Source organism: Achromobacter sp. 1012554356 (assembly GCF_059760815.1).
Map to the genome: position 1 here is coordinate 1 of NZ_JCBANC010000041.1, position 20,584 is coordinate 20,584.

Below are 20,584 nucleotides of genomic sequence, written 5' to 3' on the forward strand. Positions count from 1 at the left end.
GGGCTGGCTGGGTGGGCCACAGACTCTTCGAAGAGATTCGACGCGAGAACGTCATCAAGACGAAGCTGAACCTTCGTTCGTCGAGAAAGCTACTCAAGAAGACGGGCATCATGGTCGGCTACCGGACCGATACCGGCAAACCCGTTTACTTGCCCGACGATATGCTCTCCCGCCACGTTCTGGTACAAGGCGGCTCGGGCTATGGCAAGACGGAGCTAACGAAGCTTGTGGCACTCCAGCAAATGATGCGTGGCGGCGGGCTTATGTATGTCGATGCCAAGCTTGATAGCGACGATTTGAATACGTTCTATCAGTTCGCGACCTGGGCAGGTCGCGCACAGGACCTCTTAGTCATCAATCCCGGCAACGCTAGCGAGAGCCACACTTACAACCCTATCCTCTACGGCGATGAGGACGAGGTGGCAGACCGGATCCTTGCGCTCATCCCGGCCTCTGAAGACAACCCCGGGGCTGACCACTATAGGCAGGCAGCGAAACAAGGTCTGGCGACGTTGATAGGTGCTTTAAAGGCTTGTGGCACCGCCTACAACTTCATCGACCTTTCCATCCTGATCACAAACCAGAATCCCTTGCAGGAGCTTGAGGATCGGATGCGGAAGACGATCCCAGGCCATCGCGCCACGAAGAATCTCTCGCTGTTTCTGGAGCAGTACAAAGGCGGGTTCGGTATCAGTGATCAGACCCACAACCTGCAAAATACGATCAACATCAAGCGGCTGAAGGAGATGTTCGGAGGAATCGGCAGCAGGCTGCACGCATTCGGTACGGGTAGCTTCGGCGACGTTGCGAACTCGTACTCTCCACAAGTGAAGCTGTACGACGCAATGCGAGACAACAAAATTGTTGTGCTCCGCTTGCCCAGTATGGGCAAGCCCGAGGCTGCTTTCGCCTTCGCCAAAATGGCACTCGCGGATTTCCGTACGTCACTGTCGTGGTTTCAACAGCGCAAGCACGAGCGGCCCGACCCCATCTTTCTGTCCCTATGGGACGAATTCGGAGCCTACGGAATGAGATCAATGGACCAGCCATTCGAGCAAGGTCGGACCGCCGGTACGAGCCTCTGGCCACTCTTCCAGACGTACGGCCAACTGGACAAGGTGAGTGCCGACTTCAAGCAGATCATCAACTCCGTCACCGCGACGAAAATATTTTTTGGGCTTGGCGATCCGGTGGGCGCGGAAGAGGCTGCAACGATTATTGGGCAGACGAACGTTGTGAAAGAAGGGATCAGCGCCACGTCTCGCAAAAGTGTCTCGACACCCAAGATCGCCGTTGCCCCAGAAGGCGGAGCTTCTGATGACATGTCCATCGGATTCTCTGAGAGCGAAGACCTGGACTACCGTGTTACTGCCGACGAAGTTCGTGAGCAGGACATTGGCGAAGCAGTGATGATTCACAAGGGTGGCGAACTATTCCACCTAAAGATTCCAAAGATAGATATCGATCCTGGACTTGCGAAGGAAATTGGTCCGTTTCGAATCACGCACACTCAGACCCCCACCGTCAAGGGGTGTGACTACTTCAAGAATTCCGACCGCTACCTCACGTCGGCTCAACCTCAGAAGAAAAAGGATCGGCCGTCTGCGTAGCGGCGAAGGGAAGTCTAATGACCGGGAAAAATGATGGACTCAGAACTGAAATTTTATCTAACGATAGCGTCGCTGGTCTTGGGGCTTTTGCTGATTTTCAGCTTACCTCGGATTCTGATTGGATGGCTCTTTTCGAGGGTAGCGACACCAGCCTTCCAGGAGGTGATGACGCCCACTCTGAAATGGATGCTATTTCTACCGAAGAGGATATTCTTGGATCATGTGATCCTACTTCGTCACTGTCTGAATTCGAAGAGCACCGTTTTTCCGTCTCTTTCGAATCCACGGAGGAAAGCGAAAAAGGGGTGATGCCCCGCGACATCCTTGAACTAGAGGATGGAGCACTTCGTTGGTCTGCACTATGCATTTATCAGGCCGTGCAAGTGCTTTTGCGCACTATCGACATCCCCAGCAAGTGCCGTGAGGTCGCGAACTGGATCTTTGGCAACCCTCAGGGCCTTGACCCTCATGCAGTAACGTTCGAGGACTGCTGCTACGCCCATAATGCTCGACCCGACATCATCCGGATGCGGATCATGTTCGAGCTGTGGCGGCTGGAGAAGCGCGCTGCTTCACCATTCGACTTGGATGCCGTCGAGTTACCCGGCTACATCGCCGACTCGGTGTTCCTGGAACTGGGCATACGTGCTCATGGATTGGCCAAGGTTCTGTGGACATTCCCAGGTGCGACCGCTTCGCAACTGAAGAAATTTGTTAGCGAAGCAGAGCTGAGCACGCTTTCAATGCTACAGCACCAGTACCTCGCGTCACCGTCCGAGCTAAAAACGGCGGACGGCGAATCGCGCTGGTATCTGACTGGCATCAATCCAATTCTGAAGAGTGACGATCAAATTCGACCAACGTTGAATCGACAACGGCGAATCGATTTGTCATGGTCAAGCTATTTTCCTGAAGAATGACGAGCATAAACGGCTGCCGCGCTTAGATGCGGAAGCCGTTCAACTTTGTTCAGGGCCAACATAAAAATCTTCCAAGTTGCGCCCTTGCGACAAGCGATCTTTGATCCAATTAGGCCGCGCTCCAACTCCAGCCCATGTGTCGCCTGTCACGTCGTCGCGGTACTTGGTCGGCCTCTTTGCGTTGCGACCTCGCGTCGGTCGTCTAGCCTCAAACCTCTCACGAACCACATCCCTGAGGTGTGCTAACTCAATCCCGTGCGCCTCCATGATGTCGATAATTTCATTGACCATCTTCCCCCTGATGCGCTCGCGCTCCTGGCGCAGCTTACTCTCGCGCTGCGCGAGCGAACGCAACCTCTTACTTCCAAGCATGGCGATTTAAATTCCCGTTGTGGCGTAACCAGTTATTCTGTTGCGCGCTGGGGCGCGTCGGCACTTACCACTATGATCTTCCTTTGGCTCCCATTATTCCCCTCTGTATTTTTCCGCCCCTGGACGGGCCTCTTGTTGGTCCGAAACGCGTCGTTCAGCGCTACCCCCTGCCTCGGGACTTGCAACGTCGGATGAGTCGGATCGTCCGGGTTGGCGTCCACGATGCCATATGCTCGGTAAACGCGAGCAAGCGAGCCTCTTATGCGCTCGATGTAACGCAACCGTTTATCTTCACTTCTTGCGTTGTAGTAGCCAACCGCTGTCCACCCGCGCCCATGCTTTGCGATTTCCTGCGCGAGTATCCATGTGCCCACCTTGATATTTAAGCAAGGGTTCCAGAGTCTGTCCCGGTCAATCCCGTACTTATGCAGTGAATTCGAAAGCCACCAGGAATTTATCTGCATGATCCCAATGTCTTCGGAATCGTCAAAGTTCGCGCTGTTGATTGCCTGGGGGTTCAGATTGGATTCGTGGAGCGCAATCGCAATTATCAGATATACGTTGACGCCGTACTCCTTCGACGGAGCAACAAAGCAGCTTTCTAACTCGGCGACGCTGGGACTCTTAGCGGTCGCACTGTTGGTAAGCGCGAGCGCAATAGCCAATCCGGCAACTAGCCGGGCCATTTTCGCTGCCACGCGGCTCACTGTCAGAAGCTGCATATGCGTCACTTAGGCGTACCCTTCGGCCTTGGAAATCATTCCGTTTAGCAATTGCATGAAAAGTTCGCCGTTGCCGTTAGTGTTTTCAGGGGTGATCACATAGCGGCCATCGATCACCACAGTCGGCGTGACCGAAACGCCGTAATGTGTCACCCGCTCCACCGTCTTATCCACGACACCTTCCGCGCTGGCAAGCCTTTTCCAAGCTTGCATGAACCTGGGCATGTTCACGCCGCTGGATTGCACAATATCGCGCCATGTCTGCTCTTCCATGGGATTGCGCTTCTCCTGCTGAATGGCTGCGAATGCCCGGTTCATGAAGACCTCAAGCTTGTTCGGATCAGCCACCTTCACTGCGGAGAATGCCTTCAACGCGGCAAAGCTCCACGGCTCTTTTGTGAAGACGGGCGTAAATTCAACCTTCCAATTTCTCGGCAGATCTCGACTCCATTTCCACAACACGGAGTCGTACAAGAACGATATCGGGCAATCAAACGTCAAAAAGACTCGGACCACCCTCCGATCATCCTTGTAGGCGATCACTTCCCGATACGGCAACTGGCCATCTTTCGCGGAACGGGATTGGACATTAGCCTGAGTTGGCATGGAGGCTTGGGCCTCAGCCGCCCCGGGCGAGCCAACATACAACGCAGTCGTGGCCGTTGCTAGCGCCACTTTCGCGACCCAGCGCGAGCGTTTAGCCGAGGCAATACGCAACCCCTGCAAGATAAAAAGGTTCATTCTTTCACTCCTTGTTCCGCGTTTACTTCGTGCGTTCAGATGGCCCGTCTCGTCACTCAAGGGCAAGCATGCCCCCGCGACGGAAGTGAAGCACTTCTCTGACGTAGATTTGATCGTGGGACGCCAAGTTATGGCTTTCGAGCAACCGGAACAGGGATTGCGCGTACTTGTCTTCTTTCCACCGAGCAATTACAGGCTGCGCATCTTCCCGACTGAAGAAGCCTTGCTCGACGTAGAATGCAACGCGGTCTTGGCAGGACTCATCTGCCCCTACGATGTCCATCACCTGCTCAAGCGATGCGAACCCCATATCCAGCACGACCTGCCAAAGCGGAATTACCTTGCCGAGTTGACGTAGCTCACCCCAGCGTTCGACGCATTCGAACTGTTGGCTGGCGGTGATGATATTTTGCGCATAAAGACGCTTGTCGATTCTGTTCGAATGTACCGCCTGTACTGTCTCGCCAACCAACTCTTGTACGGCTGACAGCGTGGTCTTACCCTCCCGGGCATGGCGGACGGCGCACTCTGCAAGCGTCTCGAACTGAGGTTGCATAGCGGCAGCTTCGAATATTTCCTTCCGCGAGCCACCATTCACGATGGCGCGTCTCATACGCGGCGTGACTTCGATCATTTCGAACAGCGGAATCTTCCCCTTGTAGTCGGTGTCAGGCACCTCTATGAAGCGGTCTTGACCATCAAACAGCTCGGCGCTTTCGAGCCAGTTGCGTGACGCTTCACTCGGCTCGACCCTCGGGTAATCTGCACCTTCGGGAAGACCATCGATCAAACGGGTGAAGACGATAAGACGCACAGCTTGGGCAAAGGTTTGCCTGTCGATCCCGAGGTCTTCGCATCGCGTGATGACGCTCGCAGCGTCGTCCGCGTGAATCGTGAACAGGATCAATGTGCCCGTATTTCCGACGCGGAAAGCCGTAAGTGCAGTTTCCTCGTCGCGCACCTCGCCCACCAACCCTACGTGGACGCGCTGGCGGACCATAGCTCGGATTCCTTGCTCGAATGAGAGCTTGTTCGACACCTGCATCTGGTCAATACCCGCTAGGGCAATCTCAACCGGATCCTCGATAGTCTTGATGTTCTTGCCCATTTTTTTAAGAGCTGCGAGCAGCGAGAAGAGCAACGTAGTCTTTCCTGAACCGACCGGACCACAAACGATGAAAATGCCTGACTTTTCGCGAAGCAGGCCCTCCAACTTGTTTCGGACCGAACTGCTCATACGAATCCGATCCAGGCTCAATTTTTCGTCAACTTGAGCCAGGAGACGACACACCATTGTCTCTCCAGCATCAGTAGGAATCACCGAAACGCGCACGTCCAGCTCACGCGCGAAGCCCCACTTGGCCTCGTCGAACGTCAGATCGAAGCGACCGTCCTTTGGGGTGAGGAATTCCGTCTGGCTGATACCCGCCCGGGATTTGATGCGATCCAAGATCGTCTTGGCATCCGGGCCTTCAACTGAATCCACCGTTTCGACACGATCTCCAACGTGCTGAACGAGCAGCACGCCCCCCTCCAAACGAAGCTGAATGTCTGCGACCCCCGCCTTGACGCCATTTGCGAAGATCTGATTTAGCTTCAGAATCGCGTCCTTATCAGTGCCCGAGGTCGCGATAAATAGTTCCGGTCGCTTCACGCCCATGCTGAACTCTCCTTAAAATTTTTCACACTTGAGATCTCGGCCATGAAGGACCACAGCTATGCCTCGCTGAGCCATCACATCCGCCTTGATGCTCCAGGAGAGCCATGTAAGCTGATCTGCAACCCACTGAAGGTTCTTATCGAGCGCTCGTGCGCCTTGCATGACCAGACGCACCGGGGTGGCGGCAACGTCCACTTGCGCGCAAGGATCACGTTCCAAGGCGACGGCAGCCACCCACCAAAGAAAGAGGCAGAAAAAAGCTGCGCCCACTAGCGCCCGCAGAATCATCGCAGTCCCTCAAATACCGTTATGACTTAATTTAATGCATTATACAGATTGGAAACAAAAAAAAGGCGCACTCATGTGCGCCTGCCTGCTCCCGCTTGGAAGCTCTTACCCCACCAAATGCGTCTCCACGTCCCAATTGAAGTTGACCACTTGCGTCCTGGCCATCCGCAACCAATGGAGCGTGCGCCCACTCAACTTTGCATTGAACTGGTCCTTCGTCTGCTCGCTGACGAAGATCGTGGGCTGTTTGTTCTCTGTCCGAGAATACAAAAGATCGTTCAGCCGAGCTGTCTTGCTAGCGTCGGACGGTTCGTCACAGTAGAAGAGATTGTCGAGCACCAGTAGGCCACTATCATCATTAGCGGCTGGAAGCCCCAAGCTCGCGTCAACGTAGCGGACCTCCATGCTCTCTGCGATTCGCCGCAGCATGGACACGGCAATGTGAGTCTTTCCTGTACCGCTATTCCCAAACAGCGCCAATTGGCCGCAGGCCTCGAAATTCCGACTGTGCCATTGCTCAGCGATGCCCACCACGAAAGTCAGCATCGACTTCTGCTTTGCCAAGATCGGATGGAAGGATTCGAACGACGCTCCGGCGATCCCCTCCGGGACACCACTGCGCATCATCATTAGGTTTTCGATCAGCTCGCCGCCCGCCGCGCTCCCCTTGCCTTTGTCGAGGTCCGCGCACTGCGTGCATCCCGTGTACCCTCCCCTTGCGCTGAGAAATGCAACGTATGGCCCGTGCTCCGCGCAGTTACGCACTGCTGTCGTGGATTCCAGGCTCTCCGTGCCGTGCTGTGTAGACCCTTCTGCTTCACCAAACATATCAACTCTCAAACGCGTTTTGCCGGACGCCTACGTCGCCCGCCTGTTTGAGCTGGACCGCCGATCTGATGTCGGCGTGTCCGGCTGGCGAGTTCATCAGATGCTCTGAATAGCCATCTAAACGACATAGAACAGTTGTTAGGTTGTCAGTGCCATCTGGATGCTAGTCATGCACATCCAGCAATGGCGCTTTCACTCAATACATCTGAACAATTCGTAGTTGCTCAAGCGTCGGTAGTTCCAGGCATGAACAGCCCATTGACCGACGACCTGATCCGCTCCCGCTAGGGTGCGGCATTCGTTCGTGCCTCTCGAAACATTCACGCTGGCCTGAGCCGAGCTTGGCGACCGGAGCGAGCAGTTTCGGGTATCACACCCCCAAAAAAGCTCCCTGAACCACCCTAAAACCGGATCCTGCGCATCGCTCATCGCGCGCTTTGCTCGTCACAAACGACATAAATACTTGCAAGTTCAATGCAAAACTTTACCACACATTTCTCTGAAAATCGTTCCATTACGGATTGTGGTAACAATTATTTTATACATCATTTCTCTATTTAAATCAACAGCTTACGGTTATTTTTGTGTGGCTAGACAAAACCAGCGATAAAGCATGTTTGTTACAGCGGGCACAAACTCACGCACTTACCTCTGATACAAAAGAAAAAAAGCCCCACCTCCAAAGGAGGATGGGGCTTTTGGGGCGAAATGATTACGAAGCGTACTCTCGTAACATTTCTTTTGCTTCGAGCTTCATGGCGTTGCCGTCACCAAACCAAGCAGCGTTCAATCGGGTGTCAACCGACCGGCCCTTATAGTGGTCAGTCCATTCCGTGATGGCATTCAACATACCGTACGCGGTCTGGCCTGCCATGTCCGCGCCAAGCGCGTCCCCCTGGAAAAGCGACATGATTTTCTGGAAGCTTTTGTTCTTCCGGATATCGGCTTTGATGCCCGTCTGGGGATTGGGTGCTTGCCGCTTGCTGAGCAACTTTGCGGTGAACGATTCCGCATCGCTGAACGACATTGGCTTCATTGCCATGACACGCATTTCGTGTTGGAACCGCTCCCAAGAATCGACGTAGATCCCGAGGTCTTTTCGGATTTTTTCCGAATCGAAGCGGACGCTATGCGACACGCGAATGCCTTCCTTTTGATCGGCCATAGACATTTGCAGTGTGTTGTTGCAGACCACTCGCACCGAGGTGAAGTAAGCCTTCGTAGCAAGCGTCCCATCGTAGGACGTTGCCATGAGAAGGTAGGGCCGCGACACGTCGCCGTCCACGATCTCATGCCCATCATGGACCCGCGCCAAACCCCAGATTCGCTCACCGTGCCTGAGCACACCAGCCGTTTCGAGCTGGAACCCGCCAATCCGCGCAATTTCATCGAAGAAACTGAGCACATCTTCGGGTTGGTGAACCTTGTAGTCCTTGGAGACTACCGACAACTCTTGCTGAGTGTCATTACGGAAAAGGACATGGCGTTTGGCATACTTGATGTTGCCAAAGCCGAAGTCCGGGTTTTGATGAAAGAAGACCGGAGAGCGCTCAACACGCCAGTTCAGGCCTGCCTGCACCCGCCATTCATCAATGGATGCGCCGCGCGTCAGTTCTTGCCCCAGGCCATGCCAGGGGGTAGGCCCGACAAAAGCCATTGCCGCGTTGCCATTTGCCATGAAATTAAGTTCGTGTGCCATTTGTAACTCCCAAAAACAGAGCTTGGCGAACACCAGAGAGAGTGTTCTTTGTCAGACCAAGTACGGGTATAGACATGCTCAAGTGCAGCTACTCAATGGCCTGCCAAAGACAGCGAAAATTGGCGACTACCCTGGCCATCCTGCTCAAGCCGGGCGTCACGCCAAGCGAAAAAAAACCCCAAGGCAAAAAGCCTTGGGGTCGCTCAGGATGCAATCATGAAGACTACATCCATTCATCCGACGCTATCACGCGGTCCACTACAGACGAATCGGACAGGAACTCGAAGCCCATCCCAAAAGCTGCTACCAGCGCCGCCTCTGGACTGGAGTATTCGCCGTGGCCGGTGAATCCTCTTCGATCCAAACAACTATAACGGTACATGCCGGGCTTGGGATCAGGAGTGATCAAACACCACTTCCCCTGGTGCTCGTCGGTAAGAACCGTTCCCAGCGCTCCTGTCTTCCCTGCAAGGTCGCAGACCGTCTCCCACCGCTCATAACGCTCTCGCATTCTCGCCAAGATGTCGGTACACCCTTGTGCTTCCAAGAACGCGACCACTTCGGCCCGTGGCGCAAACTCCCCTTTCAACGAGCTGCGGGGACCGTGGGCACGATCTTGCTGTAGCAGATCAGATGTGCTCATGGTCAAGCCACCTTCACGCGATCAAATGCGGCATACGCTTGAAAGTAGTCCAGGAACAGCGCCTTCGCTTGCTCAGGGAGCAGTGGAATGATTGGCTGAGGGTCCGGCTCGATACCTCGGAGATAAGACCACGCCTCATGCCGCTGCTTGGGCATCAAGTCTCGCTTTTCCGTCGCCAAGGCAATGAGATCAGCTCGCTTTAGGGCAAGCTCATCATCCGTTGAAAGCATAATTCCGAAACGGGAATTTATCTGCTTTTGGACTCGCCCCTCCAACATGAGCAAACCCGCAAACATCCGCTTCAGGGGCGACACGACATCACCCACATATGCTTCGCTGGCGTCATGCAACAGCGCCGGGATCCGCAGCCTTTCATCATGCACAAGCATTGCGACATGAACGCAATGCTGGGCTACCGAGTAAAACTCGCTGCAATGGCCGTTGAACCGACATTTGTTGCTCAACGAGTGAGCAATGTCCTCCAGATCCACTCGGGAGATCAGATTCATGTCGATAGGGTTGAAGGGAAAAAAGCGCGCTCCGGAGAACAGCGCGACGTACTTCGTGACGTGCAAAAGCGCGTTGAACATGGCAATGCTCCAGTAAAGAGCTTGGCGGACACCAGAGAGGGCATCCTTTGCTGGACCAAGTGCTTGATAGACATGCTCAACTAAGGCTAGTCATAACGCCCGACATGGGTTACAATGAACTCATTAACAGCCCTTCTACTTTGAGAATGCAATGATGAAACTGCTCTCCGTTGTTACCATGGCATTTGCCCTCTCGGGCTGCGTCTCCCTGGAACCCAATACCAAGAACGGGCAGGAATTTGCCGGTCCTTTTCCCGTGCTGTACCGCGCCACGGTTGTTGACTTCCAGTACCAGGACGATGCGGGCGTGGCTCATTCCTTTGCAAAGGAAACGGCAAGCACCCTGGCCACTGGTTCGGATTCGCTTGGCAGTCTGGCGTCTATGGGCACTGGCTTGAGCGCCGCTGGCGGTGGTGCCCTCGTCGGGCTTGTCGGGGTGTTTGCCGATGCCATTGCCGCGAGCAACGCGCCCATTCCTCCGCAAATCGTGCTGAAGAAGGACAACGGGGAAACCATCAGCATCGCGGCACCCAATGTCTATATGGAGCGCGCGATCAAGTTTCACTGCCTGGACATAGGGGAACCCGTCAAGGTGGTAGACGACGACACGCCCTACCTCTACATCATGCACACCGATCCGCGTCTGCATCGCAGGACCGCCTTCGAGCCGAGCTGCGAATCGCTTCGCGAAAAGTACAACGTGCCTCTCAAGAAGGCCGTGGCGGCGTCCAACTGAACGCCGCCCGTCCATGCGAAATAGAAAAGCGGCCTACTGGCCGCTTTTCTTTTGAACGTCAGGGGCCTCGCATCAGGCAAAGCCCTTTTTCGTCCCTGGATCGCTCTCAAGCCTTCACGACGTGCATTCCGCAGGGAGCTTGCCCGTGGGATTTGCTGCCTTGGCACGGTCGCAGCTTTCTTTCACCCATTCATCCTTTTTGTCGGTGATGGTGTTGGACGCATTGGCCTTGTCAGCATTCAGGTATTGCGGGTCGTAAGCCTTCATGATGTCGTCGATAAGCTCGCTCATATCGATCTTGCTGAAGTCGATACGTGCAAGCTCGCCCGCGTTGAACCCCTCGCACTGGGGCGACCGTTCATTGCCCCAGCCCCACCCCAACTGCTTGCGCCCTTCCACGTTCACGATGCGCGCAAACTTTGAGTTGTAGCAGCAATAAGACTGCTTCCGGGTCACGCAAACGCCCAGCACTTCCTTCTCGCACCAATCACCAATTCGAGGCGAGCACAACTCCGCGCCGCGCCGCATAGCGAGCATTGCCTCTTCCTCATTGCAGGACATCGCACTCATGATGACCTGAATGGCAATTGCAGCCGCCAGCGCGTAAGGGTTGAAGTACATGCCCGGCATGCCACCGCCTGGGGCTACCAGCGTATACCCAGAGGTTCCCAGGAACGTCCCCGTTCCCCCGATAGAGAAGCCGAAATAGCTGAAGCTCGGGTTGGAGATACCTTCGAGGAAGCCCGTGCCGCCCGGAACGCTTTGAACAGCGGCAGACATCCCCGAGGAAATCCAGTTCACCGTGTCGCCATATAGCGTGTCGAGGACGAACTTGCTGCCCGCACGCACGGCAAAGCTTCCCGCGCCTGCCAGGAACTCGCCCATGATGGCGTTGTTGGTCTGGTCGGCTCCCTCCGTATTCAGGGAGCAGCAGCTCTTGATCCCCGCGCCACGCTTGGAGCGGCAAGTGCTAGCCTCACCCTTGAAAATATCAAGGCCATCCGGGTTGTAGACGCCGATCTCGCGAGCGATCTCCATGTCGGTGACGACCTGAGCGAAGTCGCCATCGGGCGGGTAGCTGGTATCCCAACAAACGCCTCCCACGCATACGTTGGTGTCACCACAAACCTCGACCTGATGCGAGGATCCGGCCTTTACGAGACACTGATAACCGATCTCATACTCGACGCAGCCAAACAGGCTGTCGTTGTCCAGACACTTGCGCGTCTGCACCTCGCACTTCGGGTTGTTGCGGAACTCCGTGCATGTATCGACCATCGTGTTGGTCGTGCAGGTGTAATCACGCCGCCATTGCCAACAACCGCCCACCTCACCCACTGTCACGTCGATGCCATTGATATTCTTTACGGGAGTCGCATCGACGCAAGGCGTCGCTTCTTTCAAGCAGCGTTGGATATTTGCTGTGTTGTTCGGATCGCCAGCCGACAGCGCCGATACGCAGATGTCCTGCATCTGCCCTGGCGCGCACACCTTGTTGCCAGTGGCCGGATCGGTAAGCCAGGACATGCAGTACTGATCGATCACTTCGGTGGCCCCGCACGGAGGGTAATGCCATCCAGCAGGCTGCGCCCAGGCAGCACCGTTCATTGGCAATGTCAACGCCCACAGCAGGGTGGCGATCAGCGAATCCCTTGCCAAGCCTTTCAAGTACTTGAACATTATTGTCTGTTCCTTATCGACCGACAGCCGCTTCCAACGGCCCGCAGTTGTTGTTCCAAGTGACGTTGATCTGCTTCTGAGGGACGCAGAAGTTATACGTCCACGTCATGTGGTTGTCTTCGGGACCGTAGCCAGCCCCACCCGCGTAATGCCAGTTATCGACGCGGAAAATGCAGGAATTTGTAGGGCGTGAACGTACACGGAAGCGCTCATTTGTTTTGAACGTTTGCCATATCGTGGTCTGCCCGCCGTACATGGAAATCCATTCCTCGGCTCGCTCGACCGTGTGGACATCCTTGCAAAAATCGCCGCAAATGGTAGTGCCTGCGTCGCCTCCGCCGTCGATGCACTCGTACTTGCACTCCTGGTGAGTGCCGGTAATGGCCTGCGGGCCTACAACCTGGATGAGTCCTTGCGAAGGGTAGACGGTCAACTCCCATAGAGGGGACTTGTCGTTGTAAATGACTTGACGGACCGGATCATCTGGCAAGCCGTCCGTGTAAGTGACCGTGATGTTGGCAGTGTCGAAACACTGCCTTTTCTCGACGCCGGTTGACTCGTTGCAAAAATACTTGTCGTAGGTAGCGGGGGTCGTGACGGTGTTCGTTACGCACGCACCGGGGACATCCGGTGGCATGGGATTCGGCTTCCAGTTGTTCAAGTCGTCCCCGGGCGGAATCTCATGGACGGTACGTCCTGGGTATTCACCTGCGAGGAAATTGATCCCCTCGCACTCCTGGTCGAAGAAGTCGCTCTGGTTCTTAATTGCCTCGGTACGCTGCTCAAGCGACATCTTGGCCCACTTCGCTTCGCCAACACCTTTGCGCGCCTCCACTTCGGGGTTGAAGCCCTCTCTGTCGCATTTACCGGAGGTGTAGCCTTTGCTCGAATTGATCTGCGCGACGCCAGTATCAAAAAAGAAATTTGCGTCCGTCCGCGAATCGTTCTTCTGTACGGGCTGATCCTTGTAGAAAGGCACATTGGCCTGAGCATTGGATTCCGTGATGCTCTTGTTCCCGTTACGCTGCAACTCGGACTTGCCGAGGCTCATGCCTTGGTTATGGGCATCTTGCGTCGTGGTTTGACCAGTTGCAGCGGCGCTCACGGTCAACAAGGCTGCAACCGCAACGAGTTTGGGTTTCACTTTCATCCCTGTCGTCCCTATCGAGCACCGCTCTCGAACATGTCGCGCCGCATTTCCCAATTTCCTTTGGGAAGGTCTTCAACCCGCCCATCAGGCGGGTTGCCGTCCGTGCAGATATTCATGCCGACCGGGGGCATCCGGAAGGTCACGAACTGCCCCGAGGTCGTCGGCACCTTCTCTTGCGTGACGTTGATCTCCACGCGAGCGCACTCGAACTGCTTGAACCTCTGCAACACCTTTACCGACACAAACAGTGGTTCGTTGGAGCGGGTCATGCCTTGCAAGGCCTTTGCCTGCGCGCCCTGAATCACCCCTTCGGCATAGCCATTCATGGAGCGAATCGCACGCGCAATCATCGACATATCGAACCCGGGCAGCGCTTGGGCCGGGCTGTATTGCGCGTTCGCGACGTTACCCAGGCAAAGAAAAATGAGGGCTACCCCGAAACCGACCTTCCATCGTTGGATGTTCATGTTCACTCCCGTCCGAAGTTCTTGAGCCGCGTCTGAGCCAGATCGCGAATAAACGGGATCTCGGTTCTCAATCGCATCGTGTCCAAAGCAGCTTGGACCGAAATGTCACCAGACACCTTGCTGAAAGTGTTTTTCGGACTGCATTGGCCGCTGTCATCCGGTGCGCAACCTTCATCAAGCACGGCCTTGTTTCCGGTGAGCACGAACGCAGGAACGGTGTTCACGTCAAACGTGGTGAATAGTTCCGGGTTGATCTCCCACGATGCTCGCCCCTGGTTGACACGTAGCGCTGCTGCCTGCGTCGCGCTCAGCTTTCCGTCCACCATTCCCCGCAGCACCATGACTCCACCAGCGACGCGGGCTTGCTCAGCAAGATTCTTGAGAACTTGTTCAGGCATGCTGAACGATACGAAGATCAACAAGGCGTCTTCGGGAACAGAGATCGTTCCGCTTTTCATCTGGTTGGCCAGTTTCTGCTTCACACTTTCGTGCTGCTTGAGCAGTTGCTGAAGCCGATCCGCCTGCGCAGGATCAACCATCCCCGCTAAGCCTTGCTTGCCTTGCTGTGCCGCTTGCACCTTCGCGGCCAATGCTCCTTGCGTCTGCGCCAGTCCTGACGCATAGGCCGCACGCTCTTGCTCAGTGGCCGCTTCTCGTACTGGCTTAAACGCCGATCTCCGAGCTGTATCGCCAGCTTGCGAAAGCGCCTTGTCGGCCTTCTCGCGCTGATAAGCGCCCCGAGCCTGAAGCTCTTCTGACGACGGCAAGTTCAGCGGTTTCATTTGCTTCTGAATCTGAGCGTCGGACGGAAGCTGAACACCGCCGAGAGCAGTCCCATGCATTCCCCGGAAGTCCAGTTCGTCAGCGCGCTCGGCTTGTGCGAATGCCGGATTCGCAAATGCCGCAAACAACGCGGCAATAGATGCCGCCCATGTGAAGTACTGAGAGAGCGACTGGTTCATAGCAGTTCTCGATGATCACGTTGATAGTTGCGGCGGGGCGTGTAGCCCGCCGCTTGATGTCGAACTTCAGTTGGGGCTATGGCCAAGCGCCTGAGCAGCAGTCGCGCTTTCGAAAGATCACGTAGCCGAAGTCACGAAACACCGACGCTGGAGCCTCCGTGCCCGATTCGACAAAAGCGGTCGAGCGTCCAATCGGATCGCAACACAGGCCTCGGATCTTTTCAGTCTGGGGGAAAGGCGCAAGCCGCTGAAACTTGTACTGGCGCTTGTCCATAACGGGCTGCCAATGACCAGCAGCCGAACATGCCGACTCCTTCCCCGTGTGCGAAGCCATACCCTTGAACTCGTGCTGCCACGCGAGCAAACGAGTAGACAGCAACCGCGCCGTCGCTTCATTGGTGAAGTGGGGCTTCACCCATCCGCCGTACGGATAGATCGACCCCCACGACCCGGCAACCCAGAACAGTTCGCGTCGAGGAAAATCGACCAGCGCCGATATCGCGTCCGCAGTACCGGCGAATATCGCAGTCATGTTGGCCACGGCGAAGGCCAATGGGTTGATCGTGGTCGAAATCTCCCAGTCGGTATAGGCGGGATCCACCTCGGTGGGCCAAGCAGGGGACAGGCTGCCCTTTGTGAGGCAGGAAGCATCCAGCAGCACATCCATGACGTACATGAGTGGGTTCGTGTAACCGTGCGTCCAACGAAACGCGCTGGAGGTCTGCCCCAACGTGCTCACACTGTGTTGGGGATTGCGGTTCGTCATCCCGATCATCGTGTCATTGATCCCGACGTTCATTTCGATGCCCCCGAGGTTCGGAAAGCACCATGGCGTCATAGTCACATCTGTGAGGTACACCGGCTCCCAAAATGACGTGGGCACGCCGATTCTGGGCGGAGAATTGCAGAGGCAAACGGGATCACTGAAGTCGCTGTCGTAATCCTCCGCTGAGCCAGATCCGAGCGAGATAGCGCCGAAGAGCTTGATCGGGTACATGCATGACCAACACACATCGGTGATCGGGTTCATGAACTTTCCTTCACATGCCCCACCGGTAATTTGCGCGGTCGCATTGAATGAAAGTGACCCGGCCATCGCCAACGTCAGCCCCAAAATTGCTTTCTTGATCTTCTTCATTCGGGCACCTTGTCGGACTTCACAGGCTGGATGCCGTCAGCCAGCGGCATGACCACAGGCGTCCCGCTCTCCGCACTGAACGCGATCTCCTGCACCTTCAACGCCATACCCTCCTGGCTTACGAGCGCGGGCACGTACTTGATGTCGAATCGCGTAGTGAATACGCCTCCGAGGTCAAAGTAGACCTGACGCTTGTGCTCACGCATGAACTTGGTGTACGACCCGCCGACGAGAATCACCTTGTCCTTGGGAAACTTTTCCAGGCGATCAAGCGCGAGCGCCACCTGCCTGTCATCCCTCGCGTCGATGAGCAGCACCGATTTTGTCCATTTGGTGTATTCAAGAGGATTGATACGAGTCCCGGCGAGCGCCAGGACTTTGCCCGTGTCATCCACCATGTTGTCTTGCACGGTCACGCTGGGATCAAGCAGATAGGTCTTTGGGAACGAGACAGTCTGAATTCCCGGGATCGGCTCGGGGTTCTCGATAGCGTCCAACGTCTCTCTGCGGTATCGATCCATGCGCTTTTGGAGTTCTCCAGTGCGCTCAAGCTCTTTGAGCTTTTCGATGGTCTGCGTGACGGCGTGCTCTTCCTCGATAGACCAGAGGTTCCCGTAGTTGCCGAGATATTCTGCGCTGGCCGAGCCAGCGCCGAGGGCGGTGCTGAACATCAGCGCCAGCCCGAGTGTGCGGCACCTGGACCGCCTACCGAAGACGGGTAACTTTGGGTCCGTCCAAAGGGGCAGTTCGCGGGCGGCATATAGTGCGCGCATGGTCAAAACCCTTCTGCATTATTTTAATGCTCCAGTTTAATGGAAAACCCGTCTTGCCGGGGTGCTGATCTGATGCCGCAGCCGTGCAACCCACGGCTGGTCGCCTAAGCCGCAAGTAGCCGATGTTGATCATGACTATCAACCACTTGGTCTACCAAAGAACACTTTCTCAGGTGTTCGCCAAGCTCTGAAATGGAGTTTGAAATGCAGGCATACCTTTCATCCCGCCAGTCCACCATCGTCAAGGCCGCCTACGATTTCGACCACTTGGCAAACCTCGTGTATCGCGATCTTCAGGCGTACCTTCAGGCGGATCTTCCGCTCCCAGACATCGAAGCAAAGGAAAGCGCCAACTACGGCTATCAGTTGAGCGTGCTGCTTGACGATCTGAACGCTGGTTGGGTTGATTTGGACGATTCGATTGGCAACGCCGATCTCGTTGTCAAGATCAACATGCGAACGTTCCAAACGTTCACCTACTGCAATGGTGAAGCGGCACTTGTTTCGTGCAGCAACGCATCAGCGTTCACAGCCCGAGTGGCCTACGAACGCAAGTTCTACCAACTGAAAGATCCGGCTTTCACTCTCATTGAGGGTGACGAAGACTCGAAGTTGTATGACCACGAGCGCAAGACGTTCTTGATCTAAGCGGAGGCATCATGACCCAAAGCAGCATGTTTCCTCGCTCTGAGAAGGAAGACATCGACCACTATCAAGCGCAGCTTCTCCTGAAGAAGTGCTCGAAGACGCGTACGATTATTCTCACTGATGAGGGCATCGTCCTGACGGTTACTCCGAATCGTCAACAAACCATTTGCGAAATGAAGCCTGACTGGATATATCCAGTCAGGAACCTTCAGGAAGCGAGTGAAGTGATTTCGCGCTCATTTGAATTGCGAAATTCCTAGTACAAAACCCCAAGCTCAATTGAGTCTTGGGGTTTTTTTTTGGGGGTGATCCACGATCATTCGGGTGGTTCAAACGCGAAGCCGAGGCTGTCCATCGAACGCCAACCCTTGCGGGCCGAAAAAGCGTCGTCCGTCAGCTTGAACAGCACCGACTGAGGCTTTCCCCCGTACAGTGGACCCATGAAAAACTGGTATTGATTGACGAGGATGCTGAAGCCCTTTGCCACGATGGACTCTTGATCGCCTGCGCCGGGAAGCAACCTACTTCGCGCCTCATCTGGAGACTTTGCGCGCACCAGCATCCAAGCCGTGAAGAGTGCAACCGCTCGATCATCCAAGCTCTCTTCGAACACATCTTTCAGCGTAACACTCAAAACCACCCCCATCTTGCCCCGATAGCGCGTTCCAACTGTTTGCGTCCCCCCGCGACCACGATCACACCACTTCGGGTCTTGAACCTTCGGCTCTTTTTTGCGAGCGGAAACCAAAGGACTGGTTGAGCCTTCAGATGCTGGGCGACACGCACAACCTGTCCGATGTGGTCGCGTGGGAAGCGGTCCCCATTCTCCTTTCGGATCTCGTCATTTGTGAAGAATGAGAACCACACCTTCTTCGCACTTTCGCCGCTTTTGATCTCCACCGCGAAGCGCTCGTCACGCGACGAAGTAATCAGAGCGTCGCAGTTTCCAAGGCGCGGAACGGGAACGTCAGCTCGAAGCTCCCAACCGTGCGGGAGTCTAAGGGCCGCGACAGCCTTTCGCTCGACACGCACCCCCCGCACTCGGTAATACTTGTCCTTGATGCGCAAGTACGCGACGACGAGAGCCGCGACAACAGCAAGATAAATCCATCCTTCCGACATCGTGTTCTTCAGCCTTCCAGAGCTTTGCGTACGAAAGCCAACACCTCATCCCGCCCGGTAGCAGTCACGACGGTCTGATAGATCCTCTTGTCCTTGGAGGGCAAATGCCTCTCAACCCTTCCGAACCACCCCCTACGCATGTACTCTTCCGCTGGCCTGTTCATATCATGGTCGTCCTGACCAGAAATCAGAACTCCGCGATCTCGGAGGATTTGGAACAGACGGCTGAGCGGTGCGATGTTCAATTCTCGGGCGATTGCACTCATCGAAATGAAGGTGCCGACAATCGCGTCGTCATCCTTCAGCGCGCTTCCCGACTCGTCACTACGCAAACTGGCAAGGCCGCCAAATCCATTCGCATCAACCCAGGCCTGAATTTGCGCCCTGCTCCATCGATCAGAGCGAGACGATACCCCGCTCGAATCAATCGCTTTTGGAAACCTTCCGCACTCGACAAGGGCGCGCACCAACTTCGAACTGTGGCCAGTCAACATCGAAACCGCATGGAGTGACAAGTCTGCCTTGAATTGAGGGGCACGAGCGACATCGACAACACCAAGCGGCGTACACTCGATCCTCTTCCAGCGCGCGAAAGCGGCCGGGTCATGCGTCTTGTCATCAAAAAACCATTGCTGACGCTTCCGGTGTAGTTCCGCCCCAGCATGGCGAGCTAGCTCGACTTCCGATTCAGGCACGTCAATGAAGATCCACATTCTGCGTCTCCGAGTTCGGCGTGCATGGGGGCACGGAAGTGTCCTTTGCTTCTAGCGCTTGCAGCCCGTACGACTGAAACCAAATGGTCAGTCAATCCCACGTATCCGGCGATGAACGCTTCATCAGGGTGCGCGCCCCGTGCCAACGTCGCGCGCAGCTCGCGCGTACGGCGCTCCAGCTCTTCGACCTTCTGCTCTGTACGCACCGACTGCATGACAAAACAATTGTGACCACTGAGCTGAAGGCCGATGCCGCTATCTCTGCGAGGACGTGGCACCTGCGGCCACCTAGTTGGAACCAGGGGCGTTGGTGACAACTACTGCATCACCATCGTTGCCCATGCCCGCGTTGAGGAAGGCCTCCAGCCGCTCCTGCGGAACTGCGCCGGGAAGAATTTGTCCCGCGCCGTTGACCATGGAGGGAGTGCCGAACAGTTCGTGCTTTTTCGCGAACGCTTGAACCTCGGCCAGCGGAGTGTCACATCCGCGCTGACCTGCCGGTGCCATACCGCGCACCATGTAATTCATCATCGCGGTGAGGCGTTGTTGGTTGTCGTTCAAACACCAAATGGCCTCGGACGTTGCGCGCGCACTTGGATGAAGCGAATCGATGGGGTAAAGATAGCGGTAGATCGTCACGTTGGTGACGTTCGTCAGCGTCTCTTCCAGCTTCTTGCAGAACGGGCAGTCAACATCCGTAAGAATGGCGAGTTTCCGCGCGCCGTCACCCTTCACTTCCACAATGGCGTTCTTCGGGTCCAGCGACGCGAAATCGAGCTTGTTTAGTTGCTCCTTGCGCTCCGCCGTGAGGTCACGGCTTTTAGACATGTCGTACATGCTTCCGAAGATTAGGTACGCCCCTTCCTTGTCCGTGTAGAAGATGTTCTTGCCCGTGACCAACTCGTAGATTCCGGCGATGGGCGTCGGATTGATCTCGCTGAAGTTGGTTGTGGGGTATTTCGCCTTCAACGAGCCAGCGAGATAGGCTTTCTCTTCGATCACGCGAGCGTCACCGCCCGCGTTCGCGCCGCTGCCCACAGAAGTTGCATTGGCCAGGGCCGAAACGCCGATCAGACCAGATGCAAGCAACACACGTACGTTTCGCGTCAATTTCACAAGCGC

23 protein-coding genes are annotated in these 20,584 nt (G+C 55.6%); 5 read left to right on the top strand and 18 right to left on the bottom strand.

Annotation, left to right across the window (positions count from 1 at the left end; all coding sequences use genetic code 11):
- Both AC6LJW_RS19840 and AC6LJW_RS19845 read left to right on the top strand, forming a co-directional pair.
- A partial coding sequence (locus AC6LJW_RS19840; RefSeq protein WP_498088061.1) for a type IV secretory system conjugative DNA transfer family protein occupies positions 1-1,610 on the top strand: 1,610 nt, incomplete at its 5' end.
- A 17-nt stretch (positions 1,611-1,627) separates the two neighbouring features.
- Positions 1,628-2,530 (top strand): hypothetical protein, encoded by a 903-nt coding sequence (locus AC6LJW_RS19845; protein WP_498088062.1) that lies wholly within the window; start codon positions 1,628-1,630, stop codon positions 2,528-2,530.
- A gap of 39 nt (positions 2,531-2,569) precedes the next feature.
- Here the strand turns inward: AC6LJW_RS19845 and AC6LJW_RS19850 are convergent, their stop codons facing one another.
- From AC6LJW_RS19850 to AC6LJW_RS19885, 8 genes are all read right to left on the bottom strand, one after another.
- A complete protein-coding gene (locus AC6LJW_RS19850) occupies positions 2,570-2,902 on the bottom strand; it encodes an H-NS histone family protein (RefSeq protein ID WP_498088063.1) in 333 nt (110 codons plus the stop codon).
- A gap of 32 nt (positions 2,903-2,934) precedes the next feature.
- Positions 2,935-3,624 carry a lytic transglycosylase domain-containing protein gene (locus tag AC6LJW_RS19855; protein ID WP_498088064.1) on the bottom strand — a complete coding sequence of 230 codons (690 nt, stop codon included), beginning with the start codon at positions 3,622-3,624 and terminating at the stop codon, positions 2,935-2,937.
- Positions 3,625-3,633: 9 nt separating this feature from the next.
- Positions 3,634-4,365 carry a DsbA family protein gene (locus AC6LJW_RS19860; RefSeq protein ID WP_498088065.1) on the bottom strand — a complete coding sequence of 244 codons (732 nt, stop codon included), beginning with the start codon at positions 4,363-4,365 and terminating at the stop codon, positions 3,634-3,636.
- Positions 4,366-4,417: 52 nt separating this feature from the next.
- On the bottom strand, positions 4,418-6,025 hold the full coding sequence (locus AC6LJW_RS19865; protein WP_498088066.1) for a GspE/PulE family protein: 1,608 nt from the start codon (positions 6,023-6,025) through the stop codon (positions 4,418-4,420).
- 393 nt (positions 6,026-6,418) lie between these two features.
- Positions 6,419-7,141 (bottom strand): P-loop NTPase family protein, encoded by a 723-nt coding sequence (locus AC6LJW_RS19870; RefSeq protein WP_498088067.1) that lies wholly within the window; start codon positions 7,139-7,141, stop codon positions 6,419-6,421.
- A 712-nt stretch (positions 7,142-7,853) separates the two neighbouring features.
- A complete protein-coding gene (locus tag AC6LJW_RS19875) occupies positions 7,854-8,840 on the bottom strand; it encodes a DUF932 domain-containing protein (RefSeq protein WP_498088068.1) in 987 nt (328 codons plus the stop codon).
- Positions 8,841-9,063: 223 nt separating this feature from the next.
- Positions 9,064-9,483 carry a hypothetical protein gene (locus AC6LJW_RS19880; protein ID WP_498088069.1) on the bottom strand — a complete coding sequence of 140 codons (420 nt, stop codon included), beginning with the start codon at positions 9,481-9,483 and terminating at the stop codon, positions 9,064-9,066.
- Between the two features lie 2 nt (positions 9,484-9,485).
- A complete protein-coding gene (locus AC6LJW_RS19885) occupies positions 9,486-10,073 on the bottom strand; it encodes a phosphohydrolase (RefSeq protein ID WP_498088070.1) in 588 nt (195 codons plus the stop codon).
- 151 nt (positions 10,074-10,224) lie between these two features.
- Here AC6LJW_RS19885 and AC6LJW_RS19890 point away from each other — a divergent pair, with 151 nt between their 5' ends.
- The gene (locus AC6LJW_RS19890) at positions 10,225-10,809 is read left to right on the top strand and encodes a hypothetical protein (protein ID WP_498088071.1); all 585 of its coding nucleotides are present in this window, start codon (positions 10,225-10,227) and stop codon (positions 10,807-10,809) included.
- Between the two features lie 114 nt (positions 10,810-10,923).
- Here AC6LJW_RS19890 and traN read toward each other — a convergent pair whose 3' ends face one another.
- From traN to traW, 6 genes are all read right to left on the bottom strand, one after another.
- Entirely contained in the window at positions 10,924-12,489 is a 1,566-nt protein-coding gene (gene traN / locus AC6LJW_RS19895; protein ID WP_498088072.1) for a conjugal transfer protein TraN, read from the bottom strand.
- Positions 12,490-12,502: 13 nt separating this feature from the next.
- Positions 12,503-13,639 carry a hypothetical protein gene (locus tag AC6LJW_RS19900; protein ID WP_498088073.1) on the bottom strand — a complete coding sequence of 379 codons (1,137 nt, stop codon included), beginning with the start codon at positions 13,637-13,639 and terminating at the stop codon, positions 12,503-12,505.
- An 11-nt stretch (positions 13,640-13,650) separates the two neighbouring features.
- Complete coding sequence (locus AC6LJW_RS19905; RefSeq protein WP_498088074.1) at positions 13,651-14,106, bottom strand: hypothetical protein; 456 nt, start codon at positions 14,104-14,106, stop codon at positions 13,651-13,653.
- Between the two features lie 2 nt (positions 14,107-14,108).
- On the bottom strand, positions 14,109-15,068 hold the full coding sequence (gene trbC / locus AC6LJW_RS19910; RefSeq protein ID WP_498088075.1) for a type-F conjugative transfer system pilin assembly protein TrbC: 960 nt from the start codon (positions 15,066-15,068) through the stop codon (positions 14,109-14,111).
- Between the two features lie 76 nt (positions 15,069-15,144).
- The gene (locus AC6LJW_RS19915; protein ID WP_498088076.1) at positions 15,145-16,206 is read right to left on the bottom strand and encodes a TraU family protein; all 1,062 of its coding nucleotides are present in this window, start codon (positions 16,204-16,206) and stop codon (positions 15,145-15,147) included.
- Positions 16,203-16,877, bottom strand: a complete 675-nt coding sequence (traW, locus tag AC6LJW_RS19920) for a type-F conjugative transfer system protein TraW (protein ID WP_498088077.1) — start codon at positions 16,875-16,877, stop codon at positions 16,203-16,205. The genes AC6LJW_RS19915 and traW overlap by 4 nt, the downstream gene beginning before the upstream one ends.
- Positions 16,878-17,183: 306 nt before the next feature.
- Here traW and AC6LJW_RS19925 point away from each other — a divergent pair, with 306 nt between their 5' ends.
- Positions 17,184-17,627, top strand: coding sequence for a hypothetical protein (locus AC6LJW_RS19925; protein WP_498088078.1), 444 nt, complete (start codon positions 17,184-17,186; stop codon positions 17,625-17,627).
- Between the two features lie 11 nt (positions 17,628-17,638).
- Positions 17,639-17,887, top strand: a complete 249-nt coding sequence (locus AC6LJW_RS19930; protein ID WP_498088079.1) for a hypothetical protein — start codon at positions 17,639-17,641, stop codon at positions 17,885-17,887.
- A 56-nt stretch (positions 17,888-17,943) separates the two neighbouring features.
- On the opposite strand, the gene AC6LJW_RS19935 is transcribed toward AC6LJW_RS19930, so the two are convergent.
- The 4 genes from AC6LJW_RS19935 to AC6LJW_RS19950 all read right to left on the bottom strand — a co-directional run bounded on the left by AC6LJW_RS19935 (position 17,944) and on the right by AC6LJW_RS19950 (position 20,578).
- Positions 17,944-18,261, bottom strand: coding sequence for a hypothetical protein (locus AC6LJW_RS19935; protein WP_498088080.1), 318 nt, complete (start codon positions 18,259-18,261; stop codon positions 17,944-17,946).
- Entirely contained in the window at positions 18,258-18,749 is a 492-nt protein-coding gene (locus tag AC6LJW_RS19940; protein ID WP_498088081.1) for a hypothetical protein, read from the bottom strand. The genes AC6LJW_RS19935 and AC6LJW_RS19940 overlap by 4 nt, the downstream gene beginning before the upstream one ends.
- A gap of 8 nt (positions 18,750-18,757) precedes the next feature.
- Complete coding sequence (locus tag AC6LJW_RS19945) at positions 18,758-19,462, bottom strand: phage antirepressor KilAC domain-containing protein (protein ID WP_498088083.1); 705 nt, start codon at positions 19,460-19,462, stop codon at positions 18,758-18,760.
- A gap of 288 nt (positions 19,463-19,750) precedes the next feature.
- On the bottom strand, positions 19,751-20,578 hold the full coding sequence (locus AC6LJW_RS19950) for a DsbC family protein (protein WP_498088084.1): 828 nt from the start codon (positions 20,576-20,578) through the stop codon (positions 19,751-19,753).
- Positions 20,579-20,584 lie beyond the last annotated feature (6 nt).